At 69.9% G+C, this 14,651-nt stretch carries 16 protein-coding genes and 1 pseudogene; 8 read left to right on the top strand and 9 right to left on the bottom strand.

Features of this window, described 5'->3' with window-relative positions; all coding sequences use genetic code 11:
• Nucleotides 1-134: 134 nt before the first annotated feature.
• From ASD33_RS36900 to ASD33_RS06525, 4 genes and pseudogenes are all read right to left on the bottom strand, one after another.
• Nucleotides 135-497 carry a class I SAM-dependent methyltransferase gene (locus tag ASD33_RS36900; protein ID WP_347232270.1) on the bottom strand — a complete coding sequence of 121 codons (363 nt, stop codon included), beginning with the start codon at nucleotides 495-497 and terminating at the stop codon, nucleotides 135-137.
• Nucleotides 498-546: 49 nt separating this feature from the next.
• Nucleotides 547-1,395 carry a helix-turn-helix transcriptional regulator gene (locus ASD33_RS06535; RefSeq protein ID WP_056554754.1) on the bottom strand — a complete coding sequence of 283 codons (849 nt, stop codon included), beginning with the start codon at nucleotides 1,393-1,395 and terminating at the stop codon, nucleotides 547-549.
• 12 nt (nucleotides 1,396-1,407) lie between these two features.
• Nucleotides 1,408-1,978: pseudogene (locus tag ASD33_RS06530) on the bottom strand (DUF6879 family protein).
• Nucleotides 1,979-2,578: 600 nt separating this feature from the next.
• A complete protein-coding gene (locus ASD33_RS06525; protein WP_056554752.1) occupies nucleotides 2,579-3,226 on the bottom strand; it encodes an NAD(P)H-dependent oxidoreductase in 648 nt (215 codons plus the stop codon).
• Between the two features lie 151 nt (nucleotides 3,227-3,377).
• Between ASD33_RS06525 and ASD33_RS06520 the strand changes: the two genes are divergently transcribed.
• A complete protein-coding gene (locus tag ASD33_RS06520) occupies nucleotides 3,378-4,442 on the top strand; it encodes a DMT family transporter (protein WP_056554749.1) in 1,065 nt (354 codons plus the stop codon).
• Here ASD33_RS06520 and ASD33_RS06515 read toward each other — a convergent pair.
• On the bottom strand, nucleotides 4,339-5,229 hold the full coding sequence (locus tag ASD33_RS06515; RefSeq protein WP_056554747.1) for a LysR family transcriptional regulator: 891 nt from the start codon (nucleotides 5,227-5,229) through the stop codon (nucleotides 4,339-4,341). The two genes, ASD33_RS06520 and ASD33_RS06515, sit on opposite strands and share 104 nt — an antisense overlap.
• The gene (locus tag ASD33_RS06510; RefSeq protein ID WP_056554744.1) at nucleotides 5,229-5,657 is read right to left on the bottom strand and encodes a PLD nuclease N-terminal domain-containing protein; all 429 of its coding nucleotides are present in this window, start codon (nucleotides 5,655-5,657) and stop codon (nucleotides 5,229-5,231) included. The genes ASD33_RS06515 and ASD33_RS06510 overlap by 1 nt, the downstream gene beginning before the upstream one ends.
• A gap of 89 nt (nucleotides 5,658-5,746) precedes the next feature.
• Between ASD33_RS06510 and ASD33_RS06505 the strand changes: the two genes are divergently transcribed.
• Genes ASD33_RS06505 through ASD33_RS06495 form a run of 3 tightly spaced genes read left to right on the top strand, consistent with a single transcriptional unit; the run spans nucleotide 5,747 to nucleotide 8,812 of the window.
• Nucleotides 5,747-7,204: a menaquinone biosynthesis decarboxylase gene (locus ASD33_RS06505; protein WP_056554741.1), complete on the top strand. Its 1,458-nt coding sequence runs from the start codon at nucleotides 5,747-5,749 to the stop codon at nucleotides 7,202-7,204.
• Nucleotides 7,201-8,103 carry a menaquinone biosynthesis prenyltransferase MqnP gene (gene mqnP, locus ASD33_RS06500; RefSeq protein WP_056554738.1) on the top strand — a complete coding sequence of 301 codons (903 nt, stop codon included), beginning with the start codon at nucleotides 7,201-7,203 and terminating at the stop codon, nucleotides 8,101-8,103. Before ASD33_RS06505 ends, mqnP begins: the two co-directional genes overlap by 4 nt.
• Nucleotides 8,104-8,134: 31 nt before the next feature.
• Nucleotides 8,135-8,812: a UbiX family flavin prenyltransferase gene (locus ASD33_RS06495; protein WP_056554735.1), complete on the top strand. Its 678-nt coding sequence runs from the start codon at nucleotides 8,135-8,137 to the stop codon at nucleotides 8,810-8,812.
• On the opposite strand, the gene ASD33_RS35705 is transcribed toward ASD33_RS06495, so the two are convergent.
• Nucleotides 8,809-8,946 carry a hypothetical protein gene (locus tag ASD33_RS35705; RefSeq protein ID WP_199863461.1) on the bottom strand — a complete coding sequence of 46 codons (138 nt, stop codon included), beginning with the start codon at nucleotides 8,944-8,946 and terminating at the stop codon, nucleotides 8,809-8,811. The two genes, ASD33_RS06495 and ASD33_RS35705, sit on opposite strands and share 4 nt — an antisense overlap.
• A gap of 112 nt (nucleotides 8,947-9,058) precedes the next feature.
• Between ASD33_RS35705 and ASD33_RS06490 the strand changes: the two genes are divergently transcribed.
• Nucleotides 9,059-9,514, top strand: coding sequence for an Lrp/AsnC family transcriptional regulator (locus tag ASD33_RS06490; RefSeq protein WP_056554732.1), 456 nt, complete (start codon nucleotides 9,059-9,061; stop codon nucleotides 9,512-9,514).
• 89 nt (nucleotides 9,515-9,603) lie between these two features.
• Nucleotides 9,604-10,767 (top strand): aminofutalosine synthase MqnE, encoded by a 1,164-nt coding sequence (gene mqnE, locus ASD33_RS06485; RefSeq protein WP_056554730.1) that lies wholly within the window; start codon nucleotides 9,604-9,606, stop codon nucleotides 10,765-10,767.
• Between the two features lie 111 nt (nucleotides 10,768-10,878).
• Here the strand turns inward: mqnE and ASD33_RS06480 are convergent, their stop codons facing one another.
• Both ASD33_RS06480 and ASD33_RS06475 read right to left on the bottom strand, forming a co-directional pair.
• Nucleotides 10,879-11,745: an AraC family transcriptional regulator gene (locus tag ASD33_RS06480; RefSeq protein ID WP_056554727.1), complete on the bottom strand. Its 867-nt coding sequence runs from the start codon at nucleotides 11,743-11,745 to the stop codon at nucleotides 10,879-10,881.
• Nucleotides 11,746-11,867: 122 nt separating this feature from the next.
• Complete coding sequence (locus ASD33_RS06475) at nucleotides 11,868-12,401, bottom strand: GNAT family N-acetyltransferase (protein WP_056554722.1); 534 nt, start codon at nucleotides 12,399-12,401, stop codon at nucleotides 11,868-11,870.
• Nucleotides 12,402-12,545: 144 nt separating this feature from the next.
• Here ASD33_RS06475 and ASD33_RS06470 point away from each other — a divergent pair, with 144 nt between their 5' ends.
• On the top strand, nucleotides 12,546-12,812 hold the full coding sequence (locus ASD33_RS06470) for a DUF4229 domain-containing protein (RefSeq protein ID WP_056554720.1): 267 nt from the start codon (nucleotides 12,546-12,548) through the stop codon (nucleotides 12,810-12,812).
• A 377-nt stretch (nucleotides 12,813-13,189) separates the two neighbouring features.
• Nucleotides 13,190-14,536, top strand: coding sequence for a dicarboxylate/amino acid:cation symporter (locus ASD33_RS06465; protein WP_056554717.1), 1,347 nt, complete (start codon nucleotides 13,190-13,192; stop codon nucleotides 14,534-14,536).
• The last annotated feature ends 115 nt before the right edge of the window (nucleotides 14,537-14,651 follow it).

Here is a 14,651-nt window from a genome sequence, read left to right as displayed (position 1 = left end):
TGTATCCGGGACGCCTGCGGCCCGTAGCAGCCCGCCAGGGCCGGGGGGCTGTGGGAGAAGGCGTAGACACCGCCGGGCGTCAGGCGCGCATGGACGAGGGGCAGCAGGTCGACGGGATCGGTGAACCAGGCGGCTCAGAAGACCGAGCAGACGGCCTCGAACCCGTACGTGTCCGCCGTGAGGAACTCCTCGGCCGCCTGCTCCCTCACGTCGAGGTGCGGCCGGCGCTCCCGGGCCTTGGCCACCTGGACGGGCGAGATGTCCACGCCGACCGCCTCGGCCCCGCGCGCGACCAGGTGGGCGAGGTTGCCACCGCTTCCGCAGCCCAGGTCGAGGACCCGCGCTCCGGGGAGGTCACCGAGGATCTTCTCGTCGGGCCCGTGATCGGGCCACTGCGTCCAGTTGAACCAGGTGGAGGCCCCGGCCGCGTTCGCCTCCTTGCGGCCCGGCCTGGCGGCGCCCCACATGTCCCATGCGGCGGCGTCCTGTTCGCGCACTCTCGTCCTTCCGTGTGCCGAACCCCCGCCAGAGCCGGAATTCCGCACCTCATGGGTTCAGCGCACGTCGCGCCGAGCTGATGATGTTGTGGGCCTCGGCCCCGTACACGGCGGACTCCCGCAGCGTCTTCCAGACCTTCTGGTACAGGGCGATGTTGTCGGCGTCGTCCAGCCAAAGCTCGGCGTGCCAGTCCTCCGCCACGACCAGGCGGTCCCCCAGGAGCCAGAAGCCGTTGGCGGGGACGATCTTCACCGGTACCGCGAACGGGACGACGCCCAACTCGACCGTGTCCATTCCGATCATTCCGGCGAGCCGGTCGAGTTGGCTCGCCAGCACCGAGGGCGGGCAGATCAGCGACCGAAGCGCGGCTTCCCAGACCAGCACGCGCAGCTTGTGCCCGGGTTGGTAGAGCCACTCCTGGCGCTGTGTCCGAGCGCGTACGGCGTCCTCCACGCTTTGGGTGACTCCCAGCAGCTCCGCGTAGCGCCGGATGACGTGGCGCGCGTACTCGGGGGTCTGCATCAGCCCCGGGACGACCGCCTCTTCCCACACCCGGATGTCCGAGGAGCGGTTGATCTCGGCGGTCAGCCCCTCGTACATCGGCTGAAAGCCGCTGGCCAATGCCCTGCGCCAGGACCTGATGTGGGACTCGAACCCGGCCAGCCGGGCAGCGAGTTCTGGATAGACCTCAGGCCTGCCGGTCGCGTCGGCCCACGCCTGAAGGTCCTCGGGGGTGGCCGTCTGCTTTGCGTTCTCCAACTTGCTGACCTTGGAACCCTGCCAGCCGAGACGCTGTGCGAGTTGTCGACCGGTGAGTCGGCCGGTGGGGCATGTGAAGCGAAGTTCACGCAGTCGCGCGCCCAGCGCTGCCCTTGCCTGCTGGTAGTCGGTGCTCACCGGTCGCTCGTGCTACTCGACCGCAGCCACCTGCGCCGCGAACCGGTCGTATCGCACCGCGTGGTGCATGGCGGCGTCGCGGGCGACGCAGTACCGGACGAGCTCCGCCGGCTCGGTGATCAGCTCGATGCCGAGCAGCTTGTCTTCGTCGTCGAAGTGCAGCAGGGCCACGATCCGCGAGTCGAAGATCCAGAAGTCCTCGGCGGGCAGCGAGGTCGCAGGGAGAAGAGCCCGTGGCCAGGAACGCTTGGTAGTCGGGGTCCTGTCGGTCCGATGCGTAGCCGCGTCGCGTCTCCAGACGCCAGGCGGTGTGATGGAAGGTCTCGAACAGGCGACGGAACGTGTCCCGGTCGACCAGTTCCGGCACTCGCTCCATCTCCTTCGGCCCCCAGTTCACGAGCAGCTCGCGCGGTACGGCCACCGCTGCTTCGCCCGGCCCGAGGTGCTGGAGCTGCGCGAGGTCTGCCGGGTCGGTGACCGGTGTGCCCTGAACGATGATCTCGCCGGTCTCCTCGTCCGCGTGCAGGGCGGGGCAGCCGTCGATCTTGCTGTCGGTACCGGTGAAGCGCAACTGTCGGGCCATGGACGCTGTCCCTTCCGAGGGGTGTTGATCCAACAGCATGGTCCGGGGCCGGACTCGGTTCTACGGTGTCGGCCGAGGTTCAGGAGAAAGCGTCGACAATCCGGGGCGCTTGTCGAGCAAACTCGAGAAACCAGCGTAGCCCTGGCCAACTCCGTCTCCCTAGCGTCGGGTTCATGGAGAAGCGCAAGACGACCATGAGTGGCCCGGTACATCTCCCCCTTCCCTCTCGGGCCCCGGAGCCGGTCGAAGGTTGTGCCGGCTGCGTCGAACTCGCGAACGTGCGGGACCGCGCACGGGCCGGTGGGGACTTCACCACCGTGTCCGACTGCAACGTCTTCCTGCGGCGGCACCCTGAGGGCCACTCGTGATCACGCCCGAAGACGTCGGCAGGCGTGTTCAGGACAGCGCCGGAAGGGTCGGCATCCTGCGTGACGTCATTGCCGACTACGAGGATCCGGCAGCGCTACCCGGTGAGCGCCGGAAGCAGCCCACGGCGTTTCTGCGGCCCGAACGCGGAGGGAGAGAGTGGCTGGTCCGGCCGGACGCGGTCGTGCCGGTCGCCTCGCGTGAACCGGCACCTCTTCCGGGACGAGGCGGCCCTCACGCCACCGCCCCCGCCCCCTCCTCGTAAGGGAACCGGGCGAGCGGGGTGGCGCCGGCGAAGAAGGTCTTGGCGTGGAGGAGGGCCTGTTCGTCGGCTCTGATGCGGCCCGGGCGGGAGGCCGTGCCCGTCAGTACGCCGCCGAAGTGCATGCCCAGGTAGGCCGCCGAGTGGTGGAGGGCCGTCGTCAGGCCGTCCGCCACCTCGTGTTCCTCGTGCGCCATCGCCGTCACTCCCCACAGCGTCCGGCCCGCCATGCGTTCCTTGAAGTCCGAGTCCGGGACGTTCAGCCAGCCCGACCAGTAGTCGAGGTAGCGCTTCGTCTGGGCCGAGAGGGTGTACCAGTACAGCGGGGAGGCGATGACGATGTCCGTCGCCTCCAGCGTGGCCTCGCGCAGCAGTTCCTCGGTCTCGTCGGCCGGCCATCCGTCCGTCTCGTGCCGGCCGTCCTGGAAGTCCGGCAGCGGCAGCCGGTTCAGGTCCACCCAGCGCTGCGGGACGTCGGCCGGCAGCTGCGCCGCGGCCGCGCGGGCCAGGATCTCGGTGTTGCCGTCCGCGCGCGAGCTGCCCAGGACGAAGAGGAACGAGCGGGCCGGGCCGTTCGAGCCGTTCGCGCGGGGTGATCCACTTGCCGTTTCGAGGGTCATGTCCGTACTCCGGTGTCAGGGGTGTTCCGGTGCCAACTCGCTCTCGCCCAGGGGTATTCCATGGCCCGATCGGCCCCGGCTATCGCCCCCATCGGCAGGACCCCCCACTGGCTCGTGGACCGGCGGGCGCGCCGTTCGTAGCGTCGTTCCCATGAGAAACGAGACCAGGGGAACCGTCGAACTCACCCTCGCCATGGTGCTCTCCGGCACCCTCGGCGTCTTCGTCGTCGAGTCCGGGGCGTCGCCCTTCACCGTGGTGTTCTTCCGGTGCCTCTTCGGCGCCCTCGCGCTCGGCGCGTACAGCCTCCTCCGGGGGTTCTTCACCGGGCACGGGTTCACCCCCCGGAAGCTCGGGCTCGCCGCCCTCGGCGGCGTGTTCATCGTCTTCAACTGGGTGTTCCTCTTCGAGGCGTACGAAGCGACCTCCATCTCCCTCGCCACCGTCGTCTACCACACCCAGCCCTTCTTCCTCGTGCTGCTCGGGGCCGTCCTCACCCGGGAGCGGATCTCCGGCGGCAAGCTCGGGTGGCTCGCGCTCGCCTTCGCCGGGCTCGTCCTCGTCTCCGGCGTCCGGCCCGGCGACACCGCCTCCCTCAAGGGGCTCGGCTTCGCCCTCGCCGCCGCCGTCCTCTACGCCCTCGCCACCTTCGTCACCAAGCGCGTCACCGGCGTCCGGCCGCACCTCGTCGCCCTCGTCCAGGTGCTCGTCGGGCTGCCCCTGCTGCTGCCCTTCGTCGCCTTCGGCGAGCTCGGCGGCATCGGCGGCGGCTGGGCCTGGCTCGCCGGGCTCGGGATCATCCACACCGGGCTGATGTACGTGCTCATGTACGCCGCCTACGCCAAGCTGCCCACGGCCAAGATCGCCGTGCTCGCCTTCACCTATCCCGCCGTCGCCATGGGTGTCGACTGGGCCGTGTACGGGCACCACATCGGGCTCGTCCAGGCGCTCGGGGTCCCCCTGATCGTGCTGGCCAGCCTAAGGGTCACCCTGTCGGGGGTACGGAACCCCGCCCCGGCGGCCGGAACCGGAGCCGGAGCCGGAGCAGAGCAGGACACCGACCCCGCCGCCGTACAGGACACCGACCCCGACCCCGTACGGGACACCCCCGCCCTCAGTCCCTCGGGCTCTGCTCCCGCACCAGTCGCCGCGCCTGCTCCACGAACAGCCGCACATGCGCCGGAAGCCGCTTCCCCCGTCGCCACGCGAGCTGGGTGAACAGCGTGAACGGGGCCTCCCACGCCAGCTCCACCAGCGTCCCCGACGCCAGTTCCTCCGCCACCGTCACCCGGGGCAGCAGCGCCACCCCGAGGCCCCCGGCCACGCCCCGCTTCGTCGCCTCGATCGTGCCGAACTCCATGAACGGCGGCGCCCATTCCCGCAGCGCCTCCTCGAAGAGGTCGCGGTACGGGCAGCCCGGCTCCGTGCCCACCAGCCGCGCCCCGGCCAGGTCCTCGGCCGTCAGGCCCGTACGGCCGGCGAGCGGGTGGTCCGGCCCCGCCACCAGCACCAGGGGCTCGGGCGCGAGGACCTCCGACTCCAGGCCCTCGTGCTCGGTGCCGGGTTCCATCAGGAAGCCGACGTCGTACGTGCCCTGCCGCAGCGCCTGCCGGGTCGCGTCGCCGAGCGTGGGCCGTAGCGTCAGCCGGACGCCCGGATAGCGGTGGTGGAAGTACTCCAGGAGCGGCGGCAGCCGGTAGGAGGTCAGGGACTCCATGGTGCCGACGGCGATCGTCCCGGAGGGTTCCTCGGTGACCGCGACGGCCGTACGGGCCTCCTCCGCCAGCTCGGCCATCCGGCGGGCGTACGGCAGGAGCCGCTCCCCGGCCTCGGTGAGCCGGATGCGGCTGCCGAGCCGCTCGAACAGCTCCACGCCGAGCGAGGACTCCAGGGACCGGATCTGGCCGGTGACGCTGGACTGGGCGTAACCGAGGTCGGCGGCCGCCCGGGTGAAGGAGAGGACGTCCGCGACCTTCTCGAAGGTGGCGAGGAGCCGCAGCTCCATCAGCTGTCCGTGTCCTCGCCGCGGGCCTTCCCGCTGTCGGTGTCCTCGCCGCGCTCGCGCTTCCTCAGCTCTTCCTCGCGCCGCTGGAGGTCCGCCTCCCAGTCCTTCAGGGCCGACTCGTCGCCGCCCCGCGGACCGTCCGCCCGCTCGTCCTTCTTCTCGTCCTTCTTCTCGTCCCGGAGGGACTTCAGGAACTCCGGGTTGTCGTCGGGGGCCACCCAGCCGCCCGCGCCGCCCCCGGTCCTCGGCCGCCGCTCCTTGCCCGCGACGATCCAGCCGATCGCGCCGACCACGCTGAACAGCAGGACGACGATGGCCCAGACCGGCTTCGGGAGGTGCTTGACCTCTTCTTCCGGGGTGTTCAGGCAGTCGATGAAGGCGTAGATCATCAGCGCCAGCGGCAGGATGAACAGCAGCGCCCTGAGCATGTGGGACAGCCCCCTGGAAGCGGTGGCGGAGCCCGTTTCACAGGCCCCGGTGACAGGTCAAGCCTATCGGGTGGCGGATACTTGCCCCCATGGCTTACGACGATCTCCGCTCGCTGCTCAGGGCCCTCGAGCGCGAAGGCGACCTCAAGCGCATCAAGGCCGAAGTCGACCCGTACCTGGAGGTCGGGGAGATCGTCGACCGGGTGAACAAGGCGGGAGGTCCGGCGCTTCTCTTCGAGAACGTCAAGGGCTCCGCCATGCCGCTCGCGATGAACGTCTTCGGTACGGACCGCCGGCTGCTGAAGGCCCTCGGCCTGAAGTCGTACGGCGAGATCAGCGAGAAGATCGGCGGGCTCCTGAAGCCCGAGCTGCCGCACGGCTTCGTCGGCGTCCGCGAGGCCTTCGGCAAGCTGGGCTCGATGGTCCACGTGCCGCCGAAGAAGGTGAAGGCCGGCGACGCGCCCGTGCAGGAGGTCGTCCTCACCGGCGACGACGTCGACCTGGACCGACTGCCCGCGCTGTTCACCTGGCCCAAGGACGGCGGCTCCTTCTTCAACCTGGGGCTCACCCACACCAAGCACCCCGAGACGGGCGTCCGGAACCTCGGGCTCTACCGCCTCCAGCGGCACGACAAGCGCACCATCGGCATGCACTGGCAGATCCACAAGGACAGCCGGAACCACTACGCCGTCGCGGCGGCGAAGGGCGAGCGGCTGCCGGTCGCCATCGCCTTCGGCTGCCCGCCGGCCGTCACGTACGCCTCGACGGCCCCGCTGCCCGGCGACATCGACGAGTACCTCTTCGCCGGCTTCGTGCAGGGCAAGCGGATCGAGATGGTCGACTGCAAGACCGTCCCGCTCCAGGTCCCCGCGCAGGCCGAGGTCGTCATCGAGGGCTGGCTGGAGCCGGGCGAGATGCTGCCGGAGGGTCCCTTCGGCGACCACACCGGCTTCTACACCCCGCAGGAGCCCTTCCCGGCGCTGAAGATCGACTGCGTGACGATGCGGAAGCGTCCGCTGCTCCAGTCGATCGTCGTCGGCCGGCCGCCGACCGAGGACGGCCCGCTGGGCCGCGCGACGGAGCGTTTCTTCCTGCCGCTCCTCAAGATCATCGTGCCGGACATCGTCGACTACCACCTGCCGGAGTCGGGCGGCTTCCACAACTGCGCGATCGTCTCGATCGACAAGAAGTACCCGAAGCACGCGCAGAAGGTCATGCACGCCATCTGGGGCGCGCACATGATGTCGCTGACCAAGCTGATCATCGTGGTCGACAAGGACTGCGACGTGCACGACCTGCACGAGGTGTCCTGGCGGGCCCTCGGCAACACCGACTACGCCCGCGACCTCACGGTCGTCGAGGGCCCCGTCGACCATCTCGACCACGCCTCCTACCAGCAGTTCTGGGGCGGCAAGGCCGGTATCGACGCCACGAAGAAGCTGCCCGAGGAGGGCTACACCCGGGACGGCGGCTGGCCGGACATGGTGGAGTCGGACCCGGCGACGGCGGCCCTGGTGGACCGCCGCTGGAAGGAGTACGGCCTGTGACCACGGCCGCCGTACCCGGCGCCGAGCCGGGGCGCACCAAGGCGTTCCTGCGCCTCGTGATGATCGAGCACTCGGTCTTCGCGCTGCCCTTCGCGTACACCGCCGCGCTCACCGCGATGTACCAGCTGGACAGGAACATCCACTGGTGGACGCTGTTCCTCGTCACCGTCTGCATGGTGGGGCTGCGGACCTTCGCGATGGCCTGCAACCGGATCATCGACCGCGAGATCGACGCGCGTAATCCCCGGACCGCCCACCGCGAGCTGGTGACCGGTGCGGTGTCCGTGCGCTCGGCGTGGACCGGGGCCGGGATCGCCGTCGTCGTCTTCCTCGGCGCCGCGGCCCTGCTCAACCCGCTCTGTCTGGCGCTCGCGCCGCTCGCCGTCATCCCGATGGTCGTCTATCCGTACGGCAAGCGGTTCACCAACTTCCCGCACGCCATCCTGGGCCTCGCCCAGGCGATCGGGCCGATCGGCGCCTGGCTCGCGGTGACCGGGGAGTGGTCCTGGGACGCGGTCATCCTCGGTCTGGCGGTGGGCGTCTGGATCGGCGGCTTCGACCTGATCTTCGCCTGCCAGGACGTGCAGGCGGACCGGGCGCACGGCGTGATGTCGGTGCCGGCCCGCTTCGGCATCCCGGCCGCGCTGTGGGGCGCCCGCGCCTCGGCGGTCGTCACCACGGGCCTGCTCGTCTGGTACGCCCTGGCGACCGACGCCGGTGTCTTCTTCTGGGCCGGTTTGGTGATCGTGGCGGCGGCGTTCTGTTACGAGCACTCGATCGTGAAGCCGCACGACCTCTCGCGGCTGAACCGGGCGTTCTTCACGGTGAACGGTTTCATCGGCATGGCCCTGTTCGTGTGCGCCCTGCTCGACCTGCTGGTCCGCGGGCTCACCCCGTAGCACCAGCCCCCCGACGGATAGGCTCGACGGCATGAACGACGGCAAGCGCACCCCCTGGATCGTGGGGGTTTCCGGGGCGTCGGGTACGCCGTACGCGGCGTCCGTGCTGCGGGGGCTGCTCGCCGCGGGGGAGAGCGTCGACCTCGTCGTGTCGCGGGCCTCGCGGCTCACGCTGCTCGACGAGACGGGGATCTCCTTCCGGGACGCGCACTGGCGCGAGGACCTGGCGGTCTGGCTGGCGCGGGGCGCCGACGGGAAGCCGGACGCGTTCGACGTGTCGGAGGCGCTGGAGGACGTGCGGTACTGGGCGGCCGGGGACCTGGCCGCGGGGCCGTCCTCGGGGTCGTACCCGGCGAAGGGGATGCTGGTGGTGCCGGCCTCGACCGCGGCGGTGGCGGGAGTGGCACTGGGGCTCTCGAAGGACCTGCTGCAGCGGGTCGCGAGCGTGACGCTGAAGGAACGGCGTCCGCTGGTCGTCGCCGTGCGGGAGACCCCGCTGAACGGACAGACGCTCAGGCACATGGTGGCGCTGGACGAGGCGGGCGCCGTGGTGCTGCCCGCCTCTCCGGCGTTCTACGCGGGGGCGACGCACATCCAGGATCTGGTGGACTTCGTCGCCGGGCGGGTGCTGGACGCGGCAGGGGTGCCGCACCGGCTGTACCGCCGCTGGGAGGGAGAGCTCGGCGGAGCGGCCCTCCGGTCTGATTAGCGCTTCTTCGCGTGCTTCTTGGCGGCACGCTTCGAGGCGGCGGACTGCTGGTGGGCACGCGAGCGGTTGGCCATCTCCTGCAGCTCGCGCATGCGTGCGTAGGCCATCTCGATCGTGTACACGGTGAACACCACTCCTGAAAGATCGTCTTTGATCGACTGAAAGATTCACAGGGCGTCTTCCCTGTGTACCTTAGATTCTATACCTAAACTCGCGGTATCGCTGGACAATGGAAGGCATCTACCTATGGACGCCGTGGACAGGCAGCTCATCCAGGCTCTGCGTGAGAACGGACGCGCCTCGTACGCCGAGCTCGGCCGGCTCGTCGGGCTCTCCGGCCCCTCCGTCACCGACCGCATCAACCGTCTTGAGGCGGCCGGGGTCATCACCGGCTACCGCGCCACCGTCGACGCCGCCTCGCTCGGCCTCGGCGCGACCGCCCTCATCGGCATCTCGCTCTCGGACGCGGCCGACCACGAGGACGTGGCCCGCCGCCTCAAGGACCTGGCGGAGATCGAGGACTGCTGGTTCATCGCCGGCGACGACTCGTTCATGCTCAAGGTGCGCGTCGGCGACGTCGACGGCCTGGAGAAGACGATCCGCCGCCTCAGCGGCACCAAGGGCGTCTCCCGTACCCGTACGACGGTCGTGCTCTCCACCAAGTGGGAGAACCGGGTCGGGGAGCTGCCCGAAGAGGCCTGAGGCGAAGCGGAACGGGGGTACCTCCCGCCCGAAGGGCGGGGGAGTACGGTTGGCACGGTTTTATTCGGAGAAGAGGGAGGCGGCCGGAGATGGACGCTGGGCTCAAGCGGGAGCTGGAGCAGAAGGTCCGGGACGGTGAGCGGCTGAGCCGTGAGGACGGCATCGCGCTGTACGAGTCCGACGACCTCGCCTGGCTCGGCGGTCTGGCCCACGAGGTCCGGACGCGCAAGAACGGCGACGTGGTGCACTTCAACGTGAACCGTCATCTGAACATGACGAACGTGTGCACCGCCTCCTGCGCCTACTGCTCGTTCCAGCGCAAGCCGGGTGAGAAGGACGCGTACACCATGCGCATCGAGGAGGCCGTGCGCCTCGCGAAGGCGATGGAGAACGAGAACCTCACCGAGCTGCACATCGTCAACGGGCTGCACCCCAACCTGCCCTGGCGGTACTACCCGCGCTCCCTCTCCGAGCTCAAGAAGGCCCTGCCGAACGTCTCCCTGAAGGCGTTCACCGCCACGGAGATCCACCACTTCGAGACGATCTCCGGGCTGTCGGCCTCCGACATCCTCGACGAGCTGATCGAGGCCGGTCTGGAGTCGCTGACCGGCGGCGGCGCCGAGATCTTCGACTGGGAGGTCCGGCAGCACATCGTGGACCACCGCACCCACTGGGAGGACTGGTCCCGGATCCACCGGCTCGCCCACGAGAAGGGTCTCAAGACCCCGGCGACCATGCTGTACGGGCACATCGAGGAGCCGCGCCACCGCGTGGACCACGTGCTGCGGCTGCGTGAGCTCCAGGACGAGACCGGCGGCTTCCAGGTCTTCATCCCGCTGCGCTACCAGCACGACTTCGTCGACATGCAGGACGGCAAGGTCCGCAACAAGCTCCAGGCGCGCACCACGATGGCGACCGGTGCCGAGGCGCTGAAGACCTTCGCGGTCTCCCGGCTGCTCTTCGACAACGTGCCGCACGTCAAGGTCTTCTGGGTGATGCACGGCGTGCAGACGGCGCAGCTCGCGCTCCAGCACGGCGCCGACGACATGGACGGCTCGGTCGTCGAGTACAAGATCACGCACGACGCCGACAACTACGGCACGCCGAACAAGCTGGGCCGCGAGGACCTGCTCGACCTCATCCGCGACGCGGGCTTCCGGCCGGTCGAGCGGAACACCCGGTACGAGATCATCCGCGAGTACCCGGGCCCGGACGCGAACCGGCGCGAGTCGCCGCAGCCGATGCGGGTCTGACGCCCCGGGCGGAGACGGACGGCGAGAAGGGCCGGTGGGAGATCCCACCGGCCCTTCCGCTTCGGGGTGTACGGCCCCGGGGGCGGGTGCGCCCGCGCGGCCGTACGGTCGTCACTCCGCCGTGCGTTCCACCGGGATCCACAGCGCCGCCCGTGCCGTCGTCCAGTCCTCCGAAGGGCGGACGTTCAGAATCTCGGGGCCGGGCCGGCTCGCGTACGGGTTCGACGGGAACCACTGGGTGAAGACGTCCCGCCACAGGTACTGGAGTGCCTGCGGGTACGGGCCGTCGTTCTCGAAGACCGCCCAGGTGCCGGCGGGCACGTCGAGCGCCCCGAACTCCTCCGGTACCTCGGCGCCGCTGACGGCCCCGTGCCAGTAGTCCAGTTCGGCGCCCTCCTCGCGGCTGTCCGAGAGGTGGGTGACCGCCGAGACGACGCCCGCGGGCTCCCCGTCCGAGAGGCCCGCGAGCCGGGCCAGGGCCTCCTGGCCGATGGATCTGATGTGCGCGGCGATGGCGGGGTTCTCCCCCTCGTGGACCAGGGGGACGCGGGCTCCGCGCCCGATGATCCGGAAGGCTTCCTTCTCCACGACCCTGTACCGCATGCTGCTCTTCCCTTCGACGACGAGACGGAAGGACATCCGCGGCTGGGCGTGCAGCGCGGCCCCCGTGCGGCGGGCCTCGCCGGGGCCGGTGCCGTGCACCGCGCGGAACGCGCGGGCGAAGGCCTCCCCGGAGCCGTAGCCGTACCGGACCGCGATCTCCAGGAGTGTCCGTTCCCCGGCGAGCACCTCGGCGCCCGCGAGGGTGAGCCGCCGGCGCCGTACGTACTCCGACAGCGGCATTCCGGCGAGGGCCGAGAACAGCCGGCGGAAGTGGTACTCCGAGGTCATGGCGATCCGGGCGAGTTCGGCCGGGTCGAGGTCGCCGCGGAGGCGGTCCTCGATGTGGTCGAGTGCCTGGTTGAGCCGCTCCAGCACGTGGTCGGTCCTTCCTTTTCCGTGCCTTCACCGTAGGAAGGGAGGGGCCGCGCGGACCCGACTTTCCGTGCCCGGTGCGGTCGGGTCGCGTCAGCCGGTGGCGGTGCCGGTGCCGCTTCCGGTCACGTCAGGGGCAGCAGCATGATGATGTCGTCGCGGTCGTCGCCGGGGGCGACCCGGATCGCGTCGGGGACGCGGCCGACCTCCTTGTAGCCGGACTTGGCGTAGAAGCCGTCGACGCCGGTGCCGCCCCGGCAGGTCAGCCGGATCGCCTCGACGGCCCCGAAGCCCTCGGCGGTGCGGGCGGTGTGCTCGACGGCCGCCATGAGGTCGCGGCCGTATCCCCTGCCCTGGTGGCGCGGGTGGACCATCACCGTGTAGAGCCACACCCAGTGGCTCATCAGCGGGTGGCTGTTGAAGGTGAAGAAGGCGGTGGCGGCGACCTCGCCGTCCTCGTCGCGGCCGACGAGCAGCCGGGTGCCGCCCTCGGTCATCGCGACGAGGTGCTTGAGGAGGGCGGGGCGGATCGCGTCGGGGGTGACGGGCGGGACGAAGCCGACCGCACCGCCGGCGTTGGAGACGTCGGCCCAGAGGGAGAGCACGCCGTCGCGCAGGGCGGGGTCGACCGGCGGGTCCACCTCAAAAGTAAGGGTCATGTCCGTAGGGTATCTATTACTTTCGAGGCACTCAAGGGGCCCGCGCCCGGGGCGTCCGGCGCTCCGTGCTTCACTGGAGGGGCACTTGTCCCGTACGGGATCTTGGGTACTTTTCGGAACGTCGGAACGGAAGAGTGGGCTGACATGCTCCGCTACACGCTGATGCGTCTCGGCATCTTCGCCGGATGCTTCCTCGCCCTGTGGGGTCTCGTCTACGTCGGCGTGCTGCCGCGCGGTCTCGGCGACTCGAACCTGCTCTGGGTCCTGGTGCTCTCCATCGTCATCTCCGCCCCGCTGAGCTTCGTGCTCCTGCGCAAGGTGCGGGACGAGGCGAGCGCCGAGGTCGTGGCGAAGGTCGACCGCGCCAAGGGCCGGCTCGCCGCCAACCAGTCCCAGGAGGACGCGCTCTAGGGAGCGCTCCGGGGGCCCTTCCATAAGGGCCGCGTAAGCTTCATCACAGATCATCCGCCCCTGGCGGGAGCTTCCAAGGCTCCTGCCAGGGGCGTTCTGCGTTTCGGAGGCCGGAGGCGGACCCGCCTCACCCAAAGAACGGCTTTGAGGATCTCAAAGTTCAAGTGTTAACGTGTTCGACATGACGACAGTTGTGCGCCTCCTCGATGCCGCGAGCACCCCGCTCGTGGCGCGCCTGCATGTCGATCTCTGCCGCTGTATGTCCGCGGTCTGTTGCCGCGCGCTCTGACCCGGCATCATGCAGCGGCCCGCGTGAATCGCGTGTGCGCCGCACCCCCGTCCCCGTATTGCCCGATACGCACCTGTGGAGTGTGTCTGTGTCCGCGTCCGCGACCACGCCCGAGAACGAGGCCAAGCCCTCGTCCCGCATACCGAAGGTCCCCTTCTGGGCCCAGATCATCGCCGGTCTGGTCCTCGGCGCCCTGCTCGGCTGGATCGCCCGCAGCCAGGACGTCTCCTGGCTGAAGGAGACCCTCGGCCAGGTCGGCGACATCTTCGTCCAGCTGCTCAAGCTGGCCGTGGCCCCGCTCGTCTTCTTCGCGATCCTGGTGTCGATCACCAACCTGCGGAAGGTGAACAACGCCGCCAGGCTCGCCAGCCGCACGCTGCTCTGGTTCATGATCACCTCGCTGATCGCGGTCGCCATCGGCCTCGCGATCGGTCTGATCACCAACCCGGGCGCCGGCACCGGCCTCACGCCGAAGGACGGCAAGCTCCCCAAGCACGAGGGCTCCTGGATCGACTTCCTGACGGGCATCATCCCGACGGACGTCATCACGCCCTTCACCGAGCTGAACGTCCTCCAGATCGTCTTCATGGCCGCCGTCGCCGGCATCGCCGCCCTGAAGCTCGGCGACCGCGCCAAGCCGATCCTCACCCTCTCCGAGTCGATCCTGGAGCTGCTCCAGAAGGCCCTGTGGTGGGTCATCCGCCTCGCCCCGCTCGGCACCGTCGGCCTCATCGGCTTCGCCATCGCCGACTACGGCTGGGACCTGATCGGCAAGTACGCGACCTTCACCGCCGACGTCTACGTCGGCTGCGCCCTGGTGCTCTTCGGCGTCTACCCGCTGCTCCTCGCGACCGTCGCCAAGGTCAACCCGGTCCAGTTCTACAAGGGCGCCTGGCCGGCCATCCAGCTGGCCTTCGTCTCCCGCTCCTCGGTCGGCACCATGCCGGTCACCCAGAAGGTCACCGAGCGCCTCGGCGTCCCGAAGGAGTACGCCTCCTTCGCCGTCCCGTTCGGCGCCACCACCAAGATGGACGGCTGCGCCGCGATCTACCCGGCGCTCGCCGCGATCTTCATCGCGCAGATCTTCGACGTGCAGCTCGGCATCGGTGACTACCTGCTCATCGCCTTCGTCTCCGTGATCGGCTCGGCGGCCACCGCCGGTCTGACCGGCGCGACGGTCATGCTGACCCTGACCCTCTCCACCCTGGGCCTCCCGCTGGAGGGCGTCGGCCTGCTCATGGCGATCGACCCGATCCTCGACATGATGCGGACCGCCACCAACGTGGCCGGCCAGGCGCTGGTCCCGGTGGTCGTCTCCGCCCGCGAGAAGATCCTCGACCTCACCGCGTACGAGAACGCCTCGTCGTCCCCGATCGACGACCTGGCGGGCGACCGCGCGGCCGAGACGAAGGAGTCGGTGGCGGTCGCGGCCTGACCCCCACCCGTACGTACGGCCCCGCCGTTCCCCCGCGTGCCCCCTGCCCCCGTCCGGGCAGGGGGCACGTAGGCTTCTGCGGGGCATCCAATGGATCTTGGAAGCAGGGGTGGGG

This window comes from Streptomyces sp. Root1304, from assembly GCF_001426405.1.
Classification (GTDB): Bacteria; Actinomycetota; Actinomycetes; order Streptomycetales; family Streptomycetaceae; genus Streptomyces.
This window is presented reverse-complemented; position numbering and strand designations above follow the sequence as displayed.

Excerpts from the sequence above, each read along its gene's own strand:
- ASD33_RS06525 (WP_056554752.1), bottom strand. The coding sequence starts at position 3,226 with ATGACCCTCGAAACGGCAAGTGGATCACCCCGCGCGAACGGCTCGAAC.
- ASD33_RS06520 (WP_056554749.1), top strand. The coding sequence starts at position 3,378 with ATGAGAAACGAGACCAGGGGAACCGTCGAACTCACCCTCGCCATGGTG.
- ASD33_RS06515 (WP_056554747.1), bottom strand. The coding sequence starts at position 5,229 with ATGGAGCTGCGGCTCCTCGCCACCTTCGAGAAGGTCGCGGACGTCCTC.
- ASD33_RS06510 (WP_056554744.1), bottom strand. The coding sequence starts at position 5,657 with ATGCTCAGGGCGCTGCTGTTCATCCTGCCGCTGGCGCTGATGATCTAC.
- ASD33_RS06505 (WP_056554741.1), top strand. The coding sequence starts at position 5,747 with ATGGCTTACGACGATCTCCGCTCGCTGCTCAGGGCCCTCGAGCGCGAA.
- ASD33_RS06495 (WP_056554735.1), top strand. The coding sequence starts at position 8,135 with ATGAACGACGGCAAGCGCACCCCCTGGATCGTGGGGGTTTCCGGGGCG.
- ASD33_RS06490 (WP_056554732.1), top strand. The coding sequence starts at position 9,059 with ATGGACGCCGTGGACAGGCAGCTCATCCAGGCTCTGCGTGAGAACGGA.
- mqnE (WP_056554730.1), top strand. The coding sequence starts at position 9,604 with ATGGACGCTGGGCTCAAGCGGGAGCTGGAGCAGAAGGTCCGGGACGGT.
- ASD33_RS06475 (WP_056554722.1), bottom strand. The coding sequence starts at position 12,401 with ATGACCCTTACTTTTGAGGTGGACCCGCCGGTCGACCCCGCCCTGCGC.
- ASD33_RS06470 (WP_056554720.1), top strand. The coding sequence starts at position 12,546 with ATGCTCCGCTACACGCTGATGCGTCTCGGCATCTTCGCCGGATGCTTC.